Source organism: Pseudomonas sp. Irchel 3F6 (assembly GCF_900187595.1).
In the GTDB taxonomy this organism is placed as follows: Bacteria; Pseudomonadota; Gammaproteobacteria; order Pseudomonadales; family Pseudomonadaceae; genus Aquipseudomonas; species Aquipseudomonas siliginis.
Genome location: NZ_FYDP01000004.1, coordinates 174,105 through 195,534 on the forward strand (window position 1 = coordinate 174,105; position 21,430 = coordinate 195,534).

At 60.7% G+C, this 21,430-nt stretch carries 20 protein-coding genes and 1 pseudogene; 11 read left to right on the plus strand and 10 right to left on the minus strand.

The features are described 5' to 3' along the window. Positions 1-308 precede the first annotated feature (308 nt). From argB to coaBC, 4 genes and pseudogenes are all read right to left on the minus strand, one after another. A complete protein-coding gene (gene argB / locus CKW30_RS15280) occupies positions 309-1,214 on the minus strand; it encodes an acetylglutamate kinase (RefSeq protein WP_016772548.1) in 906 nt (301 codons plus the stop codon). A gap of 17 nt (positions 1,215-1,231) precedes the next feature. Beyond that, a pseudogene (locus CKW30_RS15285) lies at positions 1,232-2,635 on the minus strand (phosphomannomutase/phosphoglucomutase); the annotation flags it as partial. A 239-nt stretch (positions 2,636-2,874) separates the two neighbouring features. Further along, on the minus strand, positions 2,875-3,330 hold the full coding sequence (gene dut, locus CKW30_RS15290) for a dUTP diphosphatase (RefSeq protein ID WP_041476635.1): 456 nt from the start codon (positions 3,328-3,330) through the stop codon (positions 2,875-2,877). A 5-nt stretch (positions 3,331-3,335) separates the two neighbouring features. After that, a complete protein-coding gene (gene coaBC / locus CKW30_RS15295; RefSeq protein ID WP_016772551.1) occupies positions 3,336-4,544 on the minus strand; it encodes a bifunctional phosphopantothenoylcysteine decarboxylase/phosphopantothenate--cysteine ligase CoaBC in 1,209 nt (402 codons plus the stop codon). 133 nt (positions 4,545-4,677) lie between these two features. Here coaBC and radC point away from each other — a divergent pair, with 133 nt between their 5' ends. After that, a complete protein-coding gene (gene radC, locus CKW30_RS15300; RefSeq protein WP_095181239.1) occupies positions 4,678-5,352 on the plus strand; it encodes a DNA repair protein RadC in 675 nt (224 codons plus the stop codon). A 145-nt stretch (positions 5,353-5,497) separates the two neighbouring features. Here the strand turns inward: radC and CKW30_RS15305 are convergent, their stop codons facing one another. Continuing rightward, positions 5,498-7,084 carry an ABC transporter substrate-binding protein gene (locus tag CKW30_RS15305; protein WP_095181240.1) on the minus strand — a complete coding sequence of 529 codons (1,587 nt, stop codon included), beginning with the start codon at positions 7,082-7,084 and terminating at the stop codon, positions 5,498-5,500. A 446-nt stretch (positions 7,085-7,530) separates the two neighbouring features. On the opposite strand from CKW30_RS15305, the gene rpmB reads away from it, so the two are divergent. Both rpmB and rpmG read left to right on the plus strand, forming a co-directional pair. Next, complete coding sequence (gene rpmB / locus CKW30_RS15310; protein ID WP_007920377.1) at positions 7,531-7,764, plus strand: 50S ribosomal protein L28; 234 nt, start codon at positions 7,531-7,533, stop codon at positions 7,762-7,764. Positions 7,765-7,775: 11 nt separating this feature from the next. Beyond that, a complete protein-coding gene (gene rpmG / locus CKW30_RS15315) occupies positions 7,776-7,931 on the plus strand; it encodes a 50S ribosomal protein L33 (protein WP_016772554.1) in 156 nt (51 codons plus the stop codon). Between the two features lie 202 nt (positions 7,932-8,133). Here the strand turns inward: rpmG and CKW30_RS15320 are convergent, their stop codons facing one another. Further along, positions 8,134-8,496 (minus strand): cupin domain-containing protein, encoded by a 363-nt coding sequence (locus CKW30_RS15320; protein WP_095181241.1) that lies wholly within the window; start codon positions 8,494-8,496, stop codon positions 8,134-8,136. 236 nt (positions 8,497-8,732) lie between these two features. On the opposite strand from CKW30_RS15320, the gene CKW30_RS15325 reads away from it, so the two are divergent. Beyond that, positions 8,733-10,226 (plus strand): aldehyde dehydrogenase, encoded by a 1,494-nt coding sequence (locus CKW30_RS15325; protein ID WP_041476638.1) that lies wholly within the window; start codon positions 8,733-8,735, stop codon positions 10,224-10,226. A 262-nt stretch (positions 10,227-10,488) separates the two neighbouring features. Further along, entirely contained in the window at positions 10,489-11,634 is a 1,146-nt protein-coding gene (locus tag CKW30_RS15330; RefSeq protein WP_016772557.1) for an MFS transporter, read from the plus strand. Between the two features lie 33 nt (positions 11,635-11,667). Here CKW30_RS15330 and CKW30_RS15335 read toward each other — a convergent pair whose 3' ends face one another. Further along, complete coding sequence (locus CKW30_RS15335) at positions 11,668-13,236, minus strand: phospholipase D family protein (RefSeq protein WP_095181242.1); 1,569 nt, start codon at positions 13,234-13,236, stop codon at positions 11,668-11,670. A gap of 61 nt (positions 13,237-13,297) precedes the next feature. Next, entirely contained in the window at positions 13,298-14,719 is a 1,422-nt protein-coding gene (locus CKW30_RS15340) for a PLP-dependent aminotransferase family protein (RefSeq protein WP_024014794.1), read from the minus strand. 175 nt (positions 14,720-14,894) lie between these two features. Here CKW30_RS15340 and CKW30_RS15345 point away from each other — a divergent pair, with 175 nt between their 5' ends. Continuing rightward, positions 14,895-15,137, plus strand: a complete 243-nt coding sequence (locus tag CKW30_RS15345; protein WP_095181243.1) for a DUF1127 domain-containing protein — start codon at positions 14,895-14,897, stop codon at positions 15,135-15,137. Between the two features lie 120 nt (positions 15,138-15,257). Here the strand turns inward: CKW30_RS15345 and CKW30_RS15355 are convergent, their stop codons facing one another. Then, a complete protein-coding gene (locus tag CKW30_RS15355) occupies positions 15,258-16,568 on the minus strand; it encodes an FAD-binding oxidoreductase (RefSeq protein WP_095181245.1) in 1,311 nt (436 codons plus the stop codon). A gap of 146 nt (positions 16,569-16,714) precedes the next feature. On the opposite strand from CKW30_RS15355, the gene CKW30_RS15360 reads away from it, so the two are divergent. Next, positions 16,715-17,068 (plus strand): YkgJ family cysteine cluster protein, encoded by a 354-nt coding sequence (locus CKW30_RS15360; RefSeq protein WP_095181431.1) that lies wholly within the window; start codon positions 16,715-16,717, stop codon positions 17,066-17,068. Between the two features lie 120 nt (positions 17,069-17,188). Here CKW30_RS15360 and CKW30_RS15365 read toward each other — a convergent pair whose 3' ends face one another. Next, a complete protein-coding gene (locus CKW30_RS15365) occupies positions 17,189-17,677 on the minus strand; it encodes an Lrp/AsnC ligand binding domain-containing protein (RefSeq protein ID WP_010465173.1) in 489 nt (162 codons plus the stop codon). Positions 17,678-17,830: 153 nt separating this feature from the next. Between CKW30_RS15365 and dadA the strand changes: the two genes are divergently transcribed. The 4 genes from dadA to CKW30_RS15385 all read left to right on the plus strand — a co-directional run bounded on the left by dadA (position 17,831) and on the right by CKW30_RS15385 (position 21,264). Continuing rightward, a complete protein-coding gene (gene dadA, locus CKW30_RS15370) occupies positions 17,831-19,135 on the plus strand; it encodes a D-amino acid dehydrogenase (RefSeq protein ID WP_056791607.1) in 1,305 nt (434 codons plus the stop codon). Continuing rightward, positions 19,107-19,460, plus strand: coding sequence for a RidA family protein (locus CKW30_RS15375; protein WP_041476645.1), 354 nt, complete (start codon positions 19,107-19,109; stop codon positions 19,458-19,460). Before dadA ends, CKW30_RS15375 begins: the two co-directional genes overlap by 29 nt. A gap of 93 nt (positions 19,461-19,553) precedes the next feature. Beyond that, positions 19,554-20,627: an alanine racemase gene (gene alr, locus CKW30_RS15380; RefSeq protein WP_095181432.1), complete on the plus strand. Its 1,074-nt coding sequence runs from the start codon at positions 19,554-19,556 to the stop codon at positions 20,625-20,627. Positions 20,628-20,715: 88 nt separating this feature from the next. Further along, positions 20,716-21,264 (plus strand): cupin domain-containing protein, encoded by a 549-nt coding sequence (locus tag CKW30_RS15385; RefSeq protein WP_016772566.1) that lies wholly within the window; start codon positions 20,716-20,718, stop codon positions 21,262-21,264. Positions 21,265-21,430: the final 166 nt, after the last annotated feature.

Sequence of the window (21,430 nt, forward strand, 5' to 3'; positions counted from 1 at the left end):
GGCAGGGCGGCATCGAAGTCTGCGAAGGGGCTGAATACTCTCGGCCGCAGTCCACGCAGGCGTAAGTGCCAGCCGAAATGTCACTGCCGTAAGGAACGCTGTTTTTTTGCATGGGAAGATCTCCGTTGGATGAGGGGAAGATCCTATGGAGATTTGTTCTGAAGGGATGTCGGACGTTTCGCTGTGTCGAGTCAGGCGTTTCCTGCGCGCACAAAAAAGATCGCAGCCTTCGTCAGCTCCTACAGAAATTTCGCATCAACGAAATTTGCAGGCGCTGCCGCAGACTGCGATCTCCGGTGTATCAGCGATCAGGGACGCTTGCGATTACTGATCAGCGTACCCACGCCAGTATCGGTGAAGATTTCCAGCAGGATCGCGTTCGGCACACGACCGTCGATGATCAACGAACTACCTACGCCACCCTGAACCGCTTCCAGTGCGCAGCGGATCTTCGGCAGCATGCCGCCGTAGATCGTGCCATCGGCGATCAGGTCGTCGACCTGCTGCGTGCTCAGGCCGGTCAACACGGTGCCCGACTTGTCCATCAGGCCGGCAATGTTGGTCAGCAGCATCAGCTTTTCAGCTTTCAGTGCTTCGGCAACCTTGCCCGCCACCAGGTCGGCGTTGATGTTGTACGACTCGCCGTTCTCACCGACGCCAATCGGCGCGATGACCGGGATGAAGTTGCCTTTGACCAGCAGGTTCAGCAGCTCGGTATTGATGCCGACGACTTCGCCGACATGGCCGATGTCGATGATTTCCGGCTGGGTCATCTCCGGGGTCTGGCGGGAGACGGTGAGCTTCTTTGCCCGGATCAGCCCGGCATCCTTACCGGTCAGGCCGATGGCGCTGCCGCCATGGCGGTTGATCAGGTTGACGATGCTCTTGTTGACCTGACCGCCAAGGACCATTTCCACCACGTCCATGGTCGCCGCGTCGGTAACGCGCATGCCGTCGACGAAGTGGCTTTCGATCGACAGGCGCTTGAGCAGATCACCGATCTGCGGGCCGCCACCGTGCACGACCACCGGGTTGATGCCCACGGCTTTCATCAGCACGATGTCGCGGGCGAAGCCGGTTTTCAGCTCCTCGCTTTCCATCGCGTTGCCGCCGTATTTGATCACCAAGGTCTTGCCGACATAGCGTCGGATGTAAGGCAGCGCTTCGGACAGGACCTTGGCAGTGTTGGCGGCGGCTTCGCGTTCGAGGGTCATTCAGGGCTCCGGGTGGATCAGAACGGTAGTTGGAGATCAGGTGCAACGCGTTTCAGTTGGGCGTGGAACACATCCTTGATGCGCTGCAATTCAGCCTCGTCATCGGCCTCGAAGCGCAGCACCAGCACCGGTGTGGTGTTGGATGCGCGCACCAGGCCCCAGCCTTTGGCGTAATCGACACGCACGCCGTCGATGGTGGTCAGGTCGGCGCCTTCGCCCCACTGAGCATCGTGCAGTGCATCAATGATGCTGAATTTGCTCTCTTCGGTCACATGGATATTGATTTCCGGCGTGGAAATATCGTTCGGGAAGGTTGCAAACAGCTCTTCAGCAGTGGATTTTTCCTTGCTGAGAATCTCCAGCAGACGTGCGGCGCTGTAAATGCCGTCGTCGAAACCGAACCAGCGCTCCTTGAAGAAGATGTGCCCGCTCATTTCGCCGGCCAACAGCGCGCCGGATTGTTTCATTTTCTTTTTGATCAACGAGTGACCGGTCTTCCACATTAGCGGCCGACCGCCGTATTCCTTGATCAATGGCACCAGGCGACGGGTGCATTTGACGTCGAAGATGATTTCCGCGTCCGGGTTGCGCGCCACTACGTCGCGAGCGAACAGCATCAGTAGGCGATCCGGGTAGACGATGCTGCCGGTATTGGTCACCACGCCAACGCGGTCGCCGTCACCGTCGAAGGCCAGGCCGATATCGGCGTTGGTCTCTTTGACTTTGGCAATCAGGTCTACGAGGTTTTCCGGTTTGCCCGGATCCGGGTGATGGTTCGGGAAGTTGCCGTCGACTTCGCAGAACAGCGGGATGACTTCGCAGTTCAGCGCTTCGATCAGTTGCGGGGCGATCACGCCGGCCGCGCCGTTGCCGCAGTCGACCACGACTTTCAGGCGGCGGGCCAGTTTGATGTCCTGGACGATTTCGGTGTTGTAGCGGTCGAGGATTTCGACCTGAGTGACGCTGCCCTGGCCGCTGCTCAGGTCATTGTTCTTGATGCGCTCGTGGAGCACCTGAATCTGCTCGTTGGCGAGGGTGTCGCCGGCGATGACGATTTTGAAGCCGTTGTAGTTCGACGGATTGTGGCTACCGGTGAGCATCACCCCGGACTTGCCGGCCAGCACATTGGCGGCGTAGTACAGTGCCGGCGTTGGCACCAGGCCGACATCGCTGACGTGGCAACCGCTCTCGGCGATGCCGCGAATGAGTTCCGCGACCAGCTCCGGGCCGGATAGGCGACCGTCACGACCGACCGACACGTTCGGTTCGCCCTGAGCCAGGCTCTGCGAGCCGATGGCGCGACCGATCCAGTAGGCGGTTTCACCGTTGAGGTATTCTGGCACGGTGCCACGAATGTCGTAGGCGCGGAAAATGCTGTCAGGCAGCTTCGGGGCGATCTTGGCGGGGGTGCTCATCTGTGGACATGCTCCATCTCGAAAAGGGCGGGACAGACCGGCGAAAGATTCGACGGCAGGCTCAAACTGAAGGGTATGACGGCGTTTTCCACAGAGAGTTCGTGCTATGAAAGGGCCATGACGCCCCGGCTGGCGTGGCTTTCGGCCGGCAAAACCTTGATTTACGGTGTTAAAACCTGCTGCCGATGTAGCGCATTTTTTGTGGCGAGGGGATATATCCCCTCACCACAATAATTTCTATCCGGTTATTTGGTGCCGGTATGGCCAAAACCACCGGTACCGCGCTCGGTCTCGACAAACTCTTCAACCATTTCGAAATGCGCCTGCACCACCGGCACCAGCACCAATTGCGCCAGGCGTTCGCCCACGGTCATGGTGAAGTCGCTCTGGCCGCGGTTCCAGCAGGAGACCATCAGCGGGCCTTGGTAATCGGAGTCGATCAGGCCGACCAGATTGCCCAGCACGATGCCATGTTTGTGGCCCATGCCCGAGCGCGGCAGGATCAGCGCGGCGAGATTCGGGTCGCCGATGTACACCGACAGGCCGGTGGGAATCAGCACGGTTTCACCCGGTTTGATCACGATGTCCTGTTCCAGCATGGCGCGCAGGTCGAGGCCGGCGGAGCCCGGCGTAGCGTATTGCGGCAGCGGGAATTCGCTACCGATGCGTGGATCGAGGATCTTGGCTTGCAAAGCGTGCATGTAAATTAAACCTGGTTCAGACGTTCGGCGATAAAAGTGACCAGTTGGCGAGCGATCTTGCTCTTGCTGGTCTGGGCGAAAACCGTGGCGTGCAGCTCACGGTCGATGACGCTGCAGGCGTTTTCTTCGCTGTTGAAACCGATGCTCGGATTGGCGACGTCGTTGGCGACGATCAGATCGAGATTCTTGTCCTTCAGCTTGCGTGCAGCGTAGTCGAGCAGGTGTTCGGTTTCGGCGGCGAAGCCGACACTGAACGGACGGTCGGGACGGGTCGCGATAGTGGCAAGGATGTCCGGGTTGCGCACCATTTGCAGGACGAAGCCGTCACCGCTCGTAGGATCTTTCTTGAGTTTATGCGGGGCGACGACTTCAGGGCGGTAGTCCGCCACCGCTGCCGACGAGATGAACACGTCGCAAGGCATGGCCGATTCGCAGGCGGCGAGCATGTCGCGGGCGCTGACCACATCGATCCGCGTCACGCGATCAGGCGTCGGCAAGTGCACCGGGCCGCTGATCAAAGTGACACGGGCGCCGGCTTCCACGGCTGCTTCGGCGAGGGCAAAACCCATTTTGCCGGAGCTGTGGTTAGTGATGTAGCGCACCGGGTCGATGTTTTCCTGAGTCGGGCCGGCGGTGATCACCACATGCTTGCCGGTCAGGGCCTGGCGCTGGAAGCAATCAGCGGCGAGCAGGGCCAGATCGGTGGCCTCCATCATGCGGCCCATGCCGACGTCGCCGCAGGCCTGGCTGCCCGAGGCCGGGCCGAAAGTCTTCAGGCCACGGCTTTCCAGCAGTTGCAGGTTGGCCTGGGTCGCCGGGTCGCGCCACATCGCCTGATTCATCGCTGGCGCGACAGCAACCACGGCGTCGGTGGCCAGCACCAAGGTGGTCAGCAGATCGTTGGCAATGCCTTGGGCCAGACGGGCGATCAGGTCGGCGGTGGCCGGGGCGATCAGCACCAGATCGGCCCATTTCGCCAGCTCGATATGACCCATGGCGGCTTCGGCGGCAGGGTCGAGCAAGTCGAGGTGAACCGGGTGGCCCGACAGGGCCTGCATGGTCAGCGGGGTGATGAATTCGGCGCCGCCATGGGTCATGACCACGCGCACTTCGGCACCCTGGTCGATCAGGCGGCGAACCAGATCGGCGCTCTTGTAGGCCGCAATGCCGCCGCCGACGCCCAGAACGATGCGTTTCCGATACAGCCGCTGCATAGGTCTGCCTTTCATTTCGTTGATGACGGCGGCGCGATACCCCTCCCCAGGGTTGAATCGACCGCCAAAAAGATGGGCTACGATATCACAGCGACCGCTACGGAACAGCGGCGCCCACAGACAAGGAGGTGCTATGAGTATTCGCGATTGGCCGGCGGCGGAACGGCCGCGGGAAAGGCTGTTGGAACACGGCGCAGGGAGTCTTTCGGACGCTGAGTTGTTGGCGATTTTTCTGCGCACCGGATTGCCCGGAAAAAGCGCTGTCGACCTCGCCAGACATCTGCTGACGCAATTCGGTGGCCTGCGTTTGCTGCTCGAGGCCGATCAGGACGCATTCAGCAAACAACTGGGCCTCGGCCCCGCCAAGTTCGCGCAGCTGCAAGCCGCGCAGGAAATGAGCAAGCGCCATCTGGCCGAGCGCTCACGACAGAAACCGGCACTGGAGAACCCTCAGGTCGTCCGCGATTACCTCAAGGCGATGCTGCGGCATGAGCCGCACGAGGTGTTCGGCTGCCTGTTTCTCGATTCGAAACATCAGGTGCTGAATTTCGAGGCGCTGTTTCGCGGCTCGATCGACAACACCAGCGTGCACCCACGGGAGGTGGTGAAGCGGGCGCTGGCCAATAACGCGGCGGCGGTGATCCTGTGTCACAACCATCCGTCCGGCAACACCGATCCGAGTCAGGCAGATCGGCTGCTGACCAAGCGCCTGCAGAAAACCCTGGAACTGATTGACGTGCGAGTGCTCGATCACTTCATCGTCGGCGACGGCGAGCCGCTGTCGATGGCGGAGTGTGGTTGGATGTAGTTCTCGGCGCCGATTCTGGACCTTGTGGGAGCGAGCCTGCTCGCGAAGGCGTTTTATCAGTCAGCATCATTGTTTGCTGAAAGACCGCTTTCGCGAGCGGGCTCGCTCCCACAGATTGTTTCCATCCACCGGTGTGTCAGGCAGGTTATTTGAGGCTGATCTTGGAATAATCCTGCCGGCCAAACGGGCTGACGGAATAACCCTGAACATCCTTGCGCGTCAAAGCGTAGGCCGTCGGGTGCGCCAGTGGCAGCCACAATGCCTGCTGCTGGATCTGCGCTTGTGCCTGCTCATACAGCTTGGTGCGCACGCCTTGCTCGCTGGTGGTCTTGCCGGCGCTGATCAGCTTGTCCAGATCGGCGTTGCAGTACCGGGCGAAGTTGGTCCCGGACTTCACTGCTGCGCAGGAAAACTGCGGGGTGAGGAAGTTGTCCGGGTCGCCGTTGTCACCGGCCCAGCCCATGAACAGCAGATCATGTTCGCCGGCCTTGGCGCGACGAATCAGCTCGCCCCATTCGATCACACGAATTTCTGCCTGGATGCCGATCTCGGCCAGATCCGACTGCAGCATCTGCGCGCCGAGGCTTGGGTTCGGGTTGAGCAGGCTGCCCGATGGCCGCGTCCAGATCGTGGTCTGGAAGCCGTCCTTCAAGCCGGCCTTGGCCAGCAGCGCCTTGGCCTTGGCCACGTCGTGCGGATAGCCCGGCAGGTTCTTGGCATAGCTCCAGGTGTTCGGTGGGTATGGCCCATTGGCTGCCTCGGCGGTGTCTTCGAACACGGCTTTGATGTAGTTGGCCTTGTCGAAGGCGAGGTTGATCGCCTGGCGCACTTCCGGCTTGTCCAGCGGCGGATGCTGGCTGTTAATGCCCACGAAAGCGGTCATGAACGCGTCAGTCTTTTCGACTTTCAGTGTCGGTTCCTTCAGCGCTGCCTGTACATCCAATGGTTTCGGCGACAGGGCGATCTGGCACTCATTGCGCCGCAGCTTTTGCAGGCGCACGTTGGCGTCCGGCGTGATGGCGAAGATCAACGGGTCGACGGCAGGCTTGCCATGGAAATAATCCGGGTTGGCCTTGTAGCGAATCGCCGCGTCTTTCTGGAAGCGATTGAACACGAACGGACCGGTGCCGATCGGCTGGCTGTTGAGTTTGTCGGTGGCGCCGGCCTTCATCAGTTTGTCGGCGTATTCGGCGGAATAGATCGAGGCGAAACCCATGCTCAGGGTCGCGAGGAAGGTCGAATCCGGATGATCAAGCGTGAAACGCACGGTGAGCGGGTCAAGGGCGTCGATCTTTTTGATCAGGGTTGGCAGCTGCATCGACTGCGCATGCGGGAAGCCGCTCTGCGCGACTTTGTGCCACGGGTTGGCGGGGTCGAGCATGCGGTCGAAGCTGAATTTGACGTCTTCGGCACTCAGCTCGCGGCTCGGCTTGAAGTACTCGGTTGTATGAAATTTCACCTGCGGGTGTAGCTTGAATACATACGTCAGGCCATCAGTGCTGACTTCCCAGCTGTCGGCCAGGCTCGGGATGACTTTGCCGCTGGCGGTGTCGAAATCCACCAGGCGGTTCATCAGTACGTCAGCTGAAGCATTGGTGGTGGTCAGCGAGTTGTACTGCACCACGTCGAACCCTTCAGGGCTGGCCTCGGTGCACACGCTCAACGCGGCGGCCTGGGCAAGGGGGCTCAGCAGGAGCGGGGCGAGCAACAGGGGTAGGGCAGCGAGGCGCATGGTCGGTTTCCTTTACAGATCGAAGGCCCATCTGCAAGTGCAGTCTGGAAAAGTCCTACCCTAGAGCTCTGAATTGCAAATGACTATCCCCTTTTTGCATTTTCAGGCGCACTCTTGCGCGGTTTCGAGCGTGGGCCGCCCGATGAAAAGTCTGAATCGCCTGTAGGACGGGATTTCTGCGACGAGTGGTCAAAACTGGCCGCAGCCTTTGTCCAAGGCGTCTGCGGCGGAAAAAATCGCCCTTTTGCCGATTGATTGCACACCGATTGTTGTTGCACCCCGGTCTTTCTGGTATAAAGCAGCGCTCTTTTCTAGGGGCCCGGTTCCTTCACTGTAGGTGTAGCCGGTAAGACCTCTAAAGAAACGCGGCGCCTGGCGCCAAATGACTGAGAGATTAAGCGGCCAACCCATGCCGGGTTGGGCATGTGGTTTTAGAGGGCTGAGGCATGTCGAGAGTATGTCAAGTTACCGGTAAGGGTCCGGTGACTGGGAATAACATTTCCCACGCAAACAACAAAACCCGTCGTCGTTTCCTGCCGAACCTGCAGCATCACCGCTTCTGGGTTGAAGAAGAGAAACGTTTTGTGCGTCTGCGCGTATCTGCCAAAGGCATGCGTATCATCGACAAGCGTGGCATCACTGTCGTGCTCGCCGAACTTCGCCGCGATGGCAAGATTTAAGGGAGCTAATCATGCGTGAATTGATTCGTTTGATCTCGAGCGCCGGTACTGGTCACTTCTACACTACCGACAAGAACAAGCGTACTACCCCGGACAAAATCGAGATCAAGAAATATGATCCGGTTGTTCGCAAGCACGTGATGTACAAGGAAGGCAAAATCAAGTAATTGATTTTTCCTGACTGCGAAAAAGGCCCGTATCGTGAGATACGGGCCTTTTTTTTGCTTGGATTCTGCGGTGACCGGTTAGGCCTTATCGCTGGCAAGCCAGCTCCCACATTGATTGCCGGTCTTCACAGAACCTGTGTCATGCACAAAACCTGTGGGAGCTGGCTTGCCAGCGATGAGGGCCGATCAGCCAGCAAACATCTCAAGCCTTCTGTTCAAAGATCACATAAACCTTGCGGCAAGCCTCCAGCACTTCCCAGGTTCCGCGAAACCCCGCCGGGATCACGAAGCGATCGCCAACGCGCAAGGTCTTGGCATTGCCATCGCTGTCACGCAATACCGAAACCCCCTGCAGAATCTCGCAGTACTCATGCTCGGTGTAATTCACCGTCCACTGGCCCACCGCGCCTTCCCACACACCAACACCCATTTGCCCACAAGGGCTGTCGTATTGATGAAACACCGCTTGCTCAGGGTCGCCTTTGAGCACTTTCGCCGGGTCCGGGCGAGAACGCTCGGCTTCACTGCTGGCGAGGCTGATGTCGACGACGTTCTGGATGTTCATTGTTGTTTTCTCCGTTAATGACGGCGCGTTGGCTGGAATGGGCCAAAGTCTATGTTTATTAAAATGAACACCGCAAGGCCGTATGGCCAGCTTATGTCAAATATATTGAAACAAACCCGGTCGCTGGTTTAGGGTGGCGGGTGCCTCGGGCCGAAAGTGCAGGCTGGCCGGGCAGAATTCTTGAACAGCGCCGCAGCGCTTGCGGTGCTCGTATTCAATAAGAGGAGGACACCCGAATGACCACCCTGACTCGTGCCGACTGGGAACAACGCGCCCGCGATCTGAAAATCGAAGGCCGCGCCTTCCTGAATGGCGAATACACCGACGCCGTTTCCGGCGAAACCTTCGAATGCATCAGCCCGGTCGATGGCCGCTTGCTCGGCAAGATCGCCAGCTGCGACGCCGCCGATGCTGACCGTGCTGTAGAAAACGCCCGCGCCACCTTCAACTCCGGCGTCTGGTCGCGCCTGGCGCCGACCAAACGCAAAGCCACCATGATCCGCTTCGCCAGCCTGCTGAAACAGCACGCCGAAGAACTCGCGCTGCTGGAAACCCTCGACATGGGCAAGCCGATCAGCGATTCGCTGTACATCGACGTGCCGGGTGCGGCGCAGGCGCTGAGCTGGAGCGGTGAAGCGATCGACAAGATCTACGACGAAGTCGCCGCGACCCCACATGATCAACTGGGCCTGGTGACTCGCGAGCCGGTGGGCGTGGTCGGCGCTATCGTGCCGTGGAACTTCCCGCTGATGATGGCTTGCTGGAAACTCGGCCCGGCGCTGTCGACCGGCAACTCGGTGATCCTCAAGCCGTCGGAAAAATCGCCGCTGACCGCCATCCGTATCGCTGCGCTGGCCATTGAAGCCGGGATTCCGAAAGGCGTGCTCAATGTGCTGCCGGGCTATGGCCACACCGTCGGCAAGGCGCTGGGTCTGCACAATGACGTCGACACGCTGGTCTTCACCGGCTCGACCAAGATCGCCAAGCAACTGATGGTCTACGCCGGCGAATCGAACATGAAGCGCGTCTGGCTGGAGGCCGGCGGCAAGAGCCCGAACATCGTCTTCGCCGATGCGCCGGATCTGCAGGCCGCCGCTGAATCCGCCGCCAGCGCCATCGCCTTCAACCAGGGCGAAGTCTGCACCGCCGGTTCGCGTCTGCTGGTCGAGCGCTCGATCAAGGACAAATTCCTGCCGATGGTGATCGAGGCGCTGAAAACCTGGAAGCCGGGCAATCCGCTGGACCCGGCGACCAACGTCGGTGCGCTGGTCGATACCCAGCAGATGAACACCGTGCTGTCGTACATCGAATCCGGCCATAGCGATGGCGCCAAACTGGTCGCCGGCGGCAAGCGCATCCTCCAGGAGACCGGTGGCACTTACGTCGAGCCAACCATTTTCGATGGTGTGAGCAATGCGATGAAGATTGCTCAGGAAGAGATTTTCGGCCCAGTGTTGTCGGTGATCGCTTTCGACAGCGCCGAAGAAGCCATCCAGATTGCCAACGACACGCCATACGGTCTGGCCGCAGCGGTGTGGACCCAGGACATCTCCAAGGCGCATCTGACTGCCAAGGCCCTGCGCGCCGGTAGCGTGTGGGTCAACCAGTACGATGGTGGCGACATGACCGCGCCGTTCGGTGGCTTCAAGCAGTCGGGCAACGGTCGCGACAAATCGCTGCACGCCTTCGACAAGTACACCGAGCTGAAGGCGACGTGGATCAAGCTGTAAACCGCTAAGAGGAGCCTGATTCAGTCAGGCTCCCGAACCAGACAGAGATCCCCTGTGGGAGCGAGCCTCTGTGGTGAGGGGATTTATCCCCGTTCGGCTGCGAAGCAGTCGCTAAACCATTGCACGCGATGTACCTGATACATCGTGGTTGCAGGTTTTGGGGCCGCTGCGCGACCCAACGGGGATAAATCCCCTCGCCACAGGGGCTCGCTCCCACAGTGATTTTGTGGTGCATATAAAAATATCCACAGGAGCGTGGAGCATGCGGTGGGCGACGTATTTCGCCGTGTTGGCGTCTGTCTTGAGTGTCGGTCTGGCCCTGGGGGTCAGCATGCCGCTGGTGTCGTTGCGTTTGGAGGGCTGGGGCTACGGCTCGTTCGCGATCGGTGTGATGGCTGCCATGCCGGCAATCGGCGTGCTGCTGGGGGCGAAGATTTCCAGCCATCTCGCCGCGTATTTCGGCACGGCGAACCTGATGCGTCTGTGCCTGTGGGCCGGGGCATTGTCGATCGGCCTGCTGGCGCTGCTGCCGAGTTACCCGATCTGGTTGCTGCTGCGCCTGCTGATCGGGGTGATCCTGACCATCGTGTTCATCCTCGGCGAGAGCTGGATCAATCAGCTGGTGGTCGAGCAGTGGCGCGGGCGTTTGGTAGCGCTGTATGGCAGCAGCTATGCGCTGAGCCAGCTGTCCGGTCCGTTGCTGCTGGGTGCGCTCGGTACCGAGCATGATTACGGTTTCTGGGTCGGGGTCGGTCTGCTGACGCTCTCGCCTTTCCTGCTGCTGGGGCGCAGCGGGGCGCCGAGCAGTGAAGCCAACAGCGTGACCTTTGGTGATCTGTGGGGCTTCGCCCGCGAGTTGCCGGCGATTGCCTGGGCGGTGTCGTTGTTCGCCGCGTTCGAGGCGATGATTCTGACGCTGCTGCCGGTGTACTGCCTGCAACAAGGGTTCACCGCCGAAATCGCGCTGGCCATGGTCAGCACCGTGGTGGTCGGCGATGCGCTGCTGCAATTACCGATCGGCGCGTTGGCCGATTACCTGTCGCGGCGCACGCTGTTCGCCGGATGCGCGGTGGTGTTGATGCTGTCGAGTCTGGCCATTCCGATGTTGCTCGACACGCTGCTGATCTGGCCGTTGTGGGTGCTGTTCGGCGCCAGTGCCGGCGGCTTGTTCACCCTGTCGCTGATTCTGATTGGCGAGCGTTATCGAGACGATGCGCTGGTTCGCGCCAATGCGCATATCGCGCAGTTGTGGGGTGTCGGTTGTCTGGTCGGGCCGCTGGCGGCAGGGGCGGGCAGTCAGTGGATCAATGGGCATGCGTTGCCGCTGTTGATGGCGGCTGGGGCGTTTGGCCTGGTGCTTTTGTTGTTGCGCCAAGGCGCCTTTGGCACAACGGCGGAAGCAGCCTGAGCGCATCCCACAAGGGATCATCAACAGACGGACTTACAGCATCCGCTCCAGGCCGACGTTGGTGCTGAACCATGAGTTGAAGCGCCGCCACCAGCTCCCCGGCTCCTTGGTCAGGGTGTGCATCTGGCCGTTGTCTTCGGTGACCCAGACGACCTTGCCGTCCTCGAGTTTCGCCTGATAACTCAAGGTCGGCGCCATGCCTTGCAGTGCCAGTGCGCGCACATGCTCGGCCAGTTCCGGGCTGTCGACCAGGACGCCGACTTCGGTGTTCCACAGCACCGAGCGCGGGTCGAAGTTGAACGAGCCGATAAACGATTTGCGTCGATCAAAGATCATCGCCTTGCTGTGCAGGCTGGAATCCGAGCCGCGAAACGACTTGCTGTAGAACACTCGCGGCCCGCTGCCGTAGTTATCCCCAGGCTGGCGGCGCAGTTCATAAAGTTTCACCCCGTGTTCAAGCAACGCCTTGCGATAGGGCGCGTAACCGCCATGCACCGCCGGCACGTCAGTGGCCTCCAGTGAATTGGTCAGCAGGCTCACGGAGACCCCGGCATCGGCGCGCCCGGTCAGGTAGACCAGCCCCGGCTGGCCGGGCACAAAGTAGGCGGAAATCATGATCAGCTCTTTGCTGACGCCGGTCAGTTCCGGCGCCAGTTGTGTGGTCAGCAGCAGATGCGGATCGGGTTCGCCCTTGGACAGGACCTTGCTCGGCGCATCCCACAAGGCCTGGTTCCAGGCCCAGATCAGCTCCTTGCGCCAGATGTCCATGCGCGGGTCGGTGGTGAACTTCATCAACTGCTGATACAGCGCGTGGTTCTGCTTGCGGGTTTCTTCCAGCGACTCTTCCAGGCGCGTGCGCGTGTTTTGCAGGTCGGCGGCGGTCGGTTGGCTGGAGAGGAATTCGTCGATCGGCTTGCTCAGCGCGCTGTTCCAGTACTGGTCGAAACTGTGTCCGAGCTGCTCGGCCACCGGGCCGATGCTGAGCATGTCGATGTCGGTGAAATTCAGGTTGGGTTCGGCGTCGAAATATTCATCGCCCAGATTGCGCCCGCCGACGATGGCCGCGCTGTTGTCCGCCAGCCACAACTTGTTGTGCATGCGCCGGTGCTGCACGGACAGATTGAACAGTCGCCCGGCCGCGCGTGTTACGCCGGTGCTGCGTCCCAGGTGCAACGGATTGAACAAACGAATCTGGATCTGCGGATGTGCCGCAAGGGTCGCGATGATCTGGTCGAGGCCGTCGCTGGTGGTGTCGTCGAGCAGGATGCGCACGCGCACGCCACGGTCGGCAGCCTTCAACACTTCCTCCACCAGCATCCGCGTGCTGATGCCGTCGTGGACGATGTAGTACTGCAAATCGAGGCTGACCTGGGCGTGACGAATCAGCTCGGCCCTGGCAGTAAACGCCTCGCCGCTGTCGGAGAGCAGGCGAAACCCTGACTGCCCCTTGTAGGGCGCGGCCTGCGCCTGGATCGAACGGCCGAAGCTGGATTGCGAAGCTGGCAAAGCCTGGCTCGGTTCGCGCGGTACATCAAGGCTGGCGCAGCCGCTGAGGAACGAGGCGAGTATCAGTAAAGCGAGTAAGGGCTGTCTGAAGCTCACGTAGGGTCGTTCCGGTTGGCGGCTGAGGTCGGCAATTTGGACGCCGGGCGCGCAAAAAAGGTCAGTCGGTCTCGGCGAGTAATTTGATTGCCGCAGCGCCGACCTTGCGCACCGCTTCTTCGATCTGCGCTGTTGGTTTGGCAGCGTAGTTCATCCGCAGACAATTGCGGTACTTGCCCGAGGCGGAAAAGATGCTGCCAACGGCAATCTGTACGCCCTGATCGTGCAGCGCACGATTCAGTTTCAGCGTGTCGAAACCTTCCGGCAGCTCCACCCAGAGCATGAAGCTGCCCTGCGGGCGACTGGCGCGGGTGCCGGCCGGGAAATAGCGCGTCACCCAGTCGATCATCGCGTCACGATTGCGTTGGTACTGCATGCGCATGCGCCGCAAGTGCGGCTCGAAATGGCCGGCCTTGATGAATTCGGCGATGGCGATCTGCGGTTGTGGCGCGGTGGAGCCGGTGCTGATGTATTTCATGTGCAGCACTCGCTCCAGATATCGACCCGGCGCCACCCAGCCGATGCGCAGCCCCGGCGCCAGGGTCTTGGAGAACGAGCTGCAGAGCAACACGCGGCCGTCTTCGTCGAAGGATTTGATCGTACGCGGGCGCGGGTAGGTATAGGCCAGCTCGCCATACACATCGTCTTCGATGATCGCCACGTCGAAACGCTGGGCGAGCGTCAACAACGCGCGTTTGCGCGACTCGGGCATGACGTAGCCGAGCGGGTTGTTGCAGTTTGGGGTGAGCTGAATGGCCTTGATCGGCCACTGTTCCAGCGCCAGTTCCAGGGCGTCGAGGCTGATCCCGGTGAGCGGGTCGGTGGGGATTTCCAGGGCTTTCATGCCCAGGCCTTTGAGGGTCTGCATGGCGCCGTGGAAACTCGGCGAGTCCACCGCGACGATGTCGCCCGGCTCGCAGATCGCGTGGATGCTGGTGGACAGTGCTTCGTGGCAGCCAGTGGTGATCACCAGATCGCTGGCGCTCAACTGGCAGCCGGAATCGAGCATCAGGCGCGCGATCTGTTCGCGCAGTTCGAGGTTGCCGTGGATATTGTCGTAATACAGACCGGGCATGTCCTGCCGCCGACTGATTCGCGCCAGCCCACGCAGCAGCGGCTTCATGGTGGGTGAGCCGACGTCGGGCATGCCGCGGCCCAATTGCACAACGTCCTTGCGCGGTACGGCGCGGATCAATTCCAGCACCTGGTCCCACTGCGAAATCTCCACTGGCCGTTGCGCCGGGCGGCCGATCGCAGGCAGCTCCGGCAACTCGCGTCCGACGGGGACAAAATAGCCGGACTTGGGTTTTGGCGTGGCCAGACCGCTGTCTTCAAGCACGCGATAAGCCTGCTGTACCGTGCTCAGACTGACTCCGTGTTCGACGCTCAAGGCACGGACCGACGGCAAGCGGTCGCCGGGACGATAGAAGCCTTGTTCGATGCGGGTGCCGAGCAATTCGGCGAGGTTTACATACAGAGTCATGGCGGCCTCGGTGCGTATCGGTGAAAACCAGTACAGATGCGGCAAAAATCGATCATTCAGTCAGCGAATCGGCAAATCTGTATGGATTTAATACAGGTTCTTTGAGTCTGTAATGGTTTTGCTGGCCCGCGCATCATGGAATCTCTGGCTACCCAAGTAAACAGGAGCAACGAAAATGAACGGCTTGAGCGATGTGCGGCTGACGTTACACAGTCAGGAACTGGCGGCAGGGCAAAAAGACCACGCGCGCAATCTGCTGCGTAACGCGCCGTCCGGCCTCAGTCGCTGGGAGCTGTTCTGGCATCGTCTGCACACGCGTAAGGCGTTGCTCGGCCTGACACCGGAGCAGCTCAAGGATGTCGGGTTGACGCGGGAGCAGGCAAGGGAGGAGGGGTTGAAGCCGTTTTGGCGGATATGAATACCACAGATCGTTCCCACGCTCTGCGTGGGAACGCCGCCCCGGACGCTCTGCGTCCGCTGTGACGCAGAGCGTCACTGGATGCATTCCCACGCGGAGCGTGGGAACGATCCTGATTCGTCAGACCAACTCTTTCAGCCGATGCCACAACATCCCCAACGCCAACAACGGCGAGCGCAAATGCTTGCCGCCCGGGAAGGTGATGTGCGGCACCTTGGCGAACAGATCAAAGCCGCCGCCATGCTGCCCGCTGATCGCCTCGGCCAGCAGCTTGCCGGCCAGGTGTGTGGCATTCACTCCGTGGCCCGAATAAGCCTGGGCGAAATACACGTTCGGCTGGTCGGCGAGCCGGCCAATCTGCGGCAAGCGGTTGGCACCGATGCCGATCATCCCGCCCCACTGATAATCGATTTTCACCCCGGCCAGTTGCGGGAACACTTCAAGCATCTTCGGTTTCATATAGGCCCCGATGTCTTTCGGATCGCGCCCTGAATAATGGCAGGCGCCACCAAACAACAAACGTCGATCCGCCGAGAGCCGGTAGTAATCGAGCGCCACCCGCTGGTCGCAGACCGCCATGTTCTGCGGCAGCAGGTTGTGCGCCTGCTCTGCGCTCAGCGGTTCGGTGGCGATGATGTAGCTGCCGGCGGGCAGGACCTTGCCGCTCAGTTGCGGGTTGAGGTCATGGAGATAGGCATTGCAGCCCAACACCAGAGTCTTCGCCCGCACCGAGCCCTGCGCCGTGTGCACCTTCACTTCGGGGCCGTAATCGATGCGCGTCACTGCCGAACGCTCGAACAATTGCACGCCCAGTTGCTGAGCCGCTGCCGCTTCGCCCAGCGCCAGATTCAGCGGGTGCAGATGCCCGGAGCCCATGTCGATCAAGCCGCCGACATATCGTTTGGAGCCGACCACAGTGTGCATTTCACTGGCCTGCAACAGGCGGGTTTCGTAGCGGTAACCGAGGCTGCGCAACTCTTCGGCGTCTTCGGCAAAACCTTCTAGATCGGAGGGCTTGTTGGCAAGATCGCAGTAGCCCCAGGTCAGGTCGCAGGCAATGCCGAAACGCTCGACGCGCTGGCGGACAATCTCCACCGCTTCCAGGCCCATGAGTTTCATTTCGCGCACGCCCTCGGCACCGATGACATTGGCGAACTGATCAAGGCCGTGACCGACACCGCGAATCAACTGCCCGCCGTTGCGACCGCTGGCGCCCCAGCCGATCCTGTGCGCTTCCAGCAACACCACGCTGAAACCGCGTTCGGCCAGTTCCAGCGCCGTATTCAGCCCGGAAAAGCCGCCGCCGACCACGCAGACATCCGCCACCACCTCGCCTTGCAGCACGGGATGGTCAGGCTGCGGCAGGCTGCTGGCGGCGTAATAAGAGGCAACGTGGGGTTGGCTCGCGGTGGTCGGGGCGCGGGCGGTCATGGGCATCATCCAACGGCTGAGTGTCGAGAAAATTTGACGGAGCATAAGCCGCGCGCCCGAACGTGGGCAACATCGGTCGGCCTGCGGTGTCTGGATCCGGACTTTTGCGGCACAATCATCAGCCCGCCACTTTGGTCAACGTTTCGATGAGCTGCAACAGCCAGAAAATCCGCAACTTGCGTCAGCAGATCCCCACGTTCGACTGCGTGCCGGGCTGCCACGACTGCTGCGGCCCGGTGACCACGTCGCCCGAGGAAATGGCCCGGCTGCCGCGCAAATCCCGCGCCGAGCAGGATGCCGCGCTGGAAGAACTCAACTGTGTGCACCTGGGGCCGAATGGCTGCACGGTGTATGAAGAGCGGCCGCTGATCTGTCGATTGTTTGGTACGACCAAGACCCTGCCGTGCCCGAACGAGCGGCGGCCGGTGGAGTTGATACATCCACGGGTCGAGAAGCAGATTTTCGAGTACATGGCGGCGAATCGGCAGGTGTTGGTGTAAGCGATCGTTCCCACGCTCTGCGTGGGAATGCCTCTTCGGACGCTCCGCGTTCGGCCTTTGGGACGCAGAGCGTCCCGGGCTGCATTCCCACGCAGAGCGTGGGAACGATCATTGCGGTGATCAGTCCGGAATCGGCAGGCAAAGGCTCTCTTTCACCTCTTCCATGACGATATAGCTCTTCGATTCACGCACATGTGGCAGCTTCAACAGAATGTCGCCGAGCAGTTTGCGGTACGAGGCCATCTCGGAAATCCGCGCCTTCACCAAATAGTCGAAATCTCCTGAGACCAAATGGCACTCCAGCACATGGGGCAGCTTCAGCACCGCGCGTCTGAATTCTTCGAATGTGTCGCCGGATTTGTAGTCGAGGCTGATCTCGACAAACACCAGCAAGCTACCCTTCAAGTGCTGCGGATTGAGCCGGGCGTTGTAGCCCATGATGATCCCCTCGCGCTCCAGGCGCCGCACACGCTCGGTGCAGGGCGTGGTCGAGAGACCGACCTTTTCCCCGAGTTCGGTGAAGGAAATCCGCCCGTCCGCCTGCAGGATGCGCAGGATGTTGCGGTCGATCTTGTCCAGCTCACGTTTGGTCTGAGTGTTGGTACGCATAGGGGATGCGCCTCCGTGAAAAGGGTTTTTGCCGAGAATTGTCGCCAAATATAGGTGCTTATATAGTGAAAAGCACTGGCATTTCTTTTTTACACTGCGCCCATCATTGCTCTAACAAACAGTTCGGCGAAAAGCCGCGATGAGGGATTGAAAATGCGCGTCATGGTCTTGGGTAGCGGCGTCATCGGTACCGCCAGTGCTTACTATCTGGCCCGTGCCGGGTTTGAAGTGGTGGTGGTCGACCGGCAGCCTGCTGCGGCCATGGAGACCAGTTTCGCCAACGCCGGCCAGGTCTCGCCGGGTTACGCCTCGCCCTGGGCCGCGCCGGGCGTGCCGCTCAAGGCCATCAAGTGGTTGCTGCAACGCCATGCGCCATTGGCGATCAAGGCCACCGCTGATATCGACCAATACCTGTGGATGGCGCAAATGCTGCGCAACTGCACCGCCAGCCGTTACGCGGTGAACAAGGAGCGCATGGTGCGTCTGTCCGAGTACAGCCGCGACTGCCTCGATGAATTGCGCGCCGAAACCGGTATCGCCTACGAAGGCCGCAGCCTCGGCACCACGCAGTTGTTCCGCACCCAGGCGCAATTGGATAACGCCGCCAAAGACATCGCCGTGCTGAAAGAATCCGGCGTGCCCTTTGAAGTCCTCGACCGCGCCGGCATTGCCCGCGTCGAACCGGCTCTGGCAGGCGTAACTGACATTCTCGCTGGCGCGCTGCGTCTGCCCAATGACCAGACCGGCGACTGCCAGATCTTCACCACCCGTCTCGCCGAAATGGCGCGCAAGCTCGGTGTGGAATTCCGTTTCGGCCAGGACATCCAGAGGCTCGATTACGCCGGTGACCGCATCAACGGTGTGTGGATCGACGGCAAGCTGGAAACTGCGGATCGCTACGTACTGGCGCTGGGCAGCTACTCGCCGCAGTTGCTCAAGCCGCTGGGCATCAAGGCCCCGGTGTATCCGCTCAAGGGCTACTCGCTGACCGTGCCGATCACCAATCCGGACATGGCGCCGACCTCGACCATTCTCGACGAGACCTACAAGGTCGCGATCACCCGCTTCGACAACCGCATCCGCGTCGGCGGCATGGCCGAGATCGCCGGTTTTGACCTGTCGCTGAACCCGCGTCGGCGCGAAACCCTGGAGATGATCGTCAACGACCTTTATCCTCAGGGCGGCAATCTGGCCGAAGCGAGTTTCTGGACCGGCCTGCGTCCGACCACGCCGGACGGTACGCCGATCGTTGGCGCCACGCCGTTCAAGAACCTGTTCCTCAACACCGGTCACGGTACGCTCGGCTGGACCATGGCCTGCGGTTCCGGCCGTTTGCTCGCCGACCTGATGGCGAAGAAAAAGCCGCAGATCAGCGCCGAAGGCCTCGATATTTCCCGTTACGGCAACCAGACCCAGGAGTCCGCAAAACATGTCAATCCAGCGCCAGCTCACCAATGAGCGCATGAGTCAGATCGTCAGCCACAACGGCACCGTGTATCTGGCCGGGCAGGTCGGCGACGACTTTGACGCCGGAATTGAACAGCAGACCCGCGAGGTGCTCGCCAATATCGAGCGCCTGCTCGATCTGGCCGGGACGGACAAGCAGCATCTGTTGTCGGCGACGATCTACCTGAACGACATTGAAGCGCACTTCGCCGGGATGAACGCGGTGTGGGACCAGTGGCTGCCAAAAGGCGCCGCACCGGCCCGTGCCACCGTCGAAGCGAAGATGGCCAAGCCAAGCATTCTGGTGGAGATATCCATCGTCGCCGCGCTGCCATAACGTTTTACAGATCCCTCTCCCGGTGCTGTTGGCGGTTCACGTCGTCAGTCAGCGCCGGTTTTTCTTCCCATGACCGCCCAGAAGTCTGCCGCCATGCGTCCTGCCCGTGCCCTGATCGACCTCCAAGCCCTGCGCCACAACTACCGAATTGCCCGCGAAGTCACCGGCGCCAAGGCGCTCGCCGTGATCAAGGCGGACGCCTACGGCCATGGCGCGGTGCGTTGCGCTCAGGCGCTGGAAGCCGAGGCTGACGGTTTTGCCGTGGCCTGCATCGAAGAAGCATTGGAGCTGCGCGCTGCCGGAATTCGCGCGCCGGTACTGCTGCTGGAAGGCTTCTTCGAAGCCGATGAGCTGGCGTTGATCGTCGAGCATGATTTCTGGTGCGTGGTGCATTCGCTGTGGCAGCTCGAAGCGATCAAACAGGCAGTCCTGAGCAAACCGATCACGGTGTGGCTCAAGCTCGATTCCGGCATGCATCGCGTCGGCCTGCATCCGAAAGATTATCCAGCGGCCTATCAGCGTCTGCTGGCCAGCGGCAAGGTGGCGAAAATCGTGCTGATGAGCCACTTCGCCCGCGCCGATGAACTGCATGCGCAAAGCAGCGCCGAGCAGGTCGCGGTGTTCGAAGCGGCGCGTCAGGGTCTGGCGGCGGAAGTCAGCCTGCGCAACTCGCCAGCCGTGCTCGGTTGGCCAGAAATCCAAAGCGACTGGGTACGCCCGGGCATCATGCTCTACGGCGCGACCCCCTTCGAAGAAGTCAACGCCGTGGCCGAACGCCTGCAACCGGTGATGACCCTCGAATCAAAAGTCATCAGCGTGCGTGAATTGCCGGCCGGCGAACCGATCGGTTATGGCGCCAGATTCATCACCGACAAGCCGATGCGCATCGGCGTGGTCGCCATGGGTTACGCCGACGGTTACCCGCGTCAGGCGCCGACCGGCACGCCGGTGCTGGTGGCCGGCAAACTCAGCCGCCTGCTGGGGCGTGTGTCGATGGACATGCTCTGCATCGACCTGACCGACATACCGGAAGCGGGCCTCGGTTCCAACGTCGAACTGTGGGGCAAAAACATCCTCGCCAGCGATGTGGCGAAGTGGGCCGATACCATCCCGTATCAGATCTTCTGCAACCTGAAACGTGTGCCAAGGCTCTATTCCGAGGGTTGACGCCGCTGCGGGGGCCAAGTGTTGTAAATACTGAACGCTGTCGCCATGATAACGCTCAATATTCTTACAACATCAGGAGGCTCCCGCCTTGGACGTCGGTGAACGACTGCAATCGATCCGCAAGCTCAAAGGGCTTTCCCAGCGTGAACTCGCCAAACGCGCGGGCGTCACCAACAGCACCATTTCGATGATCGAAAAGAACAGCGTCAGCCCATCGATCAGTTCGCTGAGAAAGGTGCTCGGCGGCATTCCCATGTCGATGGTCGAGTTCTTTTCCGAAGAGATCCTGCAGGACCAGCCGACCCAGATCGTCTACAAGGCCAATGAGCTGATCGACATCTCCGACGGCGCCGTGACCATGAAACTGGTCGGCCGCGCCCACCCGAGCCGCGCCATCGCCTTCCTCAACGAAATCTACCCGCCGGGCGCCGACACCGGCGAAGAAATGCTCACCCACGAGGGCGAGGAAACCGGGATTCTGGTTGAAGGTCGCCTGGAGCTGGTGGTGGGTCTGGAAACTTTTATCCTCGAAGCTGGCGACAGCTACTATTTTGAAAGTACCAAGCCGCATCGTTTCCGTAACCCGTTCGACGTGCCGGCGCGACTAATCAGCGCAGCCACGCCGGCGAATTTCTAAGCAGAAGGCGCCAAGCCAATACGGCAAAGGCCCCAGAACCATTTTACCGATGGGCAACAAGACCCCTCTAACCATGGGGTTGTTTCAGTACGGCGGCCTACCCGCTATACTTGCGCCCGCCTGCGAACCGTGGCCGCAGGCGTGAATAGCCACCATTGAGGGTGAA

What these genes read in the sequence shown, in the direction of transcription:
- dut (WP_041476635.1), bottom strand. Translation starts at nt 3,330, where the DNA reads ATGCACGCTTTGCAAGCCAAGATCCTCGATCCACGCATCGGTAGCGAA.
- CKW30_RS15360 (WP_095181431.1), top strand. Translation starts at nt 16,715, where the DNA reads ATGAGCTGCAACAGCCAGAAAATCCGCAACTTGCGTCAGCAGATCCCC.
- CKW30_RS15305 (WP_095181240.1), bottom strand. Translation starts at nt 7,084, where the DNA reads ATGCGCCTCGCTGCCCTACCCCTGTTGCTCGCCCCGCTCCTGCTGAGC.
- argB (WP_016772548.1), bottom strand. Translation starts at nt 1,214, where the DNA reads ATGACCCTCGAACGCGAAGCCGCCGCCAACACTGCCAAGGTCCTGTCC.
- CKW30_RS15330 (WP_016772557.1), top strand. Translation starts at nt 10,489, where the DNA reads ATGCGGTGGGCGACGTATTTCGCCGTGTTGGCGTCTGTCTTGAGTGTC.
- CKW30_RS15320 (WP_095181241.1), bottom strand. Translation starts at nt 8,496, where the DNA reads ATGAACATCCAGAACGTCGTCGACATCAGCCTCGCCAGCAGTGAAGCC.
- alr (WP_095181432.1), top strand. Translation starts at nt 19,554, where the DNA reads ATGCGTCCTGCCCGTGCCCTGATCGACCTCCAAGCCCTGCGCCACAAC.
- coaBC (WP_016772551.1), bottom strand. Translation starts at nt 4,544, where the DNA reads ATGCAGCGGCTGTATCGGAAACGCATCGTTCTGGGCGTCGGCGGCGGC.
- radC (WP_095181239.1), top strand. Translation starts at nt 4,678, where the DNA reads ATGAGTATTCGCGATTGGCCGGCGGCGGAACGGCCGCGGGAAAGGCTG.
- dadA (WP_056791607.1), top strand. Translation starts at nt 17,831, where the DNA reads ATGCGCGTCATGGTCTTGGGTAGCGGCGTCATCGGTACCGCCAGTGCT.
- rpmG (WP_016772554.1), top strand. Translation starts at nt 7,776, where the DNA reads ATGCGTGAATTGATTCGTTTGATCTCGAGCGCCGGTACTGGTCACTTC.
- CKW30_RS15355 (WP_095181245.1), bottom strand. Translation starts at nt 16,568, where the DNA reads ATGACCGCCCGCGCCCCGACCACCGCGAGCCAACCCCACGTTGCCTCT.
- rpmB (WP_007920377.1), top strand. Translation starts at nt 7,531, where the DNA reads ATGTCGAGAGTATGTCAAGTTACCGGTAAGGGTCCGGTGACTGGGAAT.
- CKW30_RS15345 (WP_095181243.1), top strand. Translation starts at nt 14,895, where the DNA reads ATGAACGGCTTGAGCGATGTGCGGCTGACGTTACACAGTCAGGAACTG.
- CKW30_RS15325 (WP_041476638.1), top strand. Translation starts at nt 8,733, where the DNA reads ATGACCACCCTGACTCGTGCCGACTGGGAACAACGCGCCCGCGATCTG.
- CKW30_RS15365 (WP_010465173.1), bottom strand. Translation starts at nt 17,677, where the DNA reads ATGCGTACCAACACTCAGACCAAACGTGAGCTGGACAAGATCGACCGC.
- CKW30_RS15375 (WP_041476645.1), top strand. Translation starts at nt 19,107, where the DNA reads ATGTCAATCCAGCGCCAGCTCACCAATGAGCGCATGAGTCAGATCGTC.
- CKW30_RS15340 (WP_024014794.1), bottom strand. Translation starts at nt 14,719, where the DNA reads ATGACTCTGTATGTAAACCTCGCCGAATTGCTCGGCACCCGCATCGAA.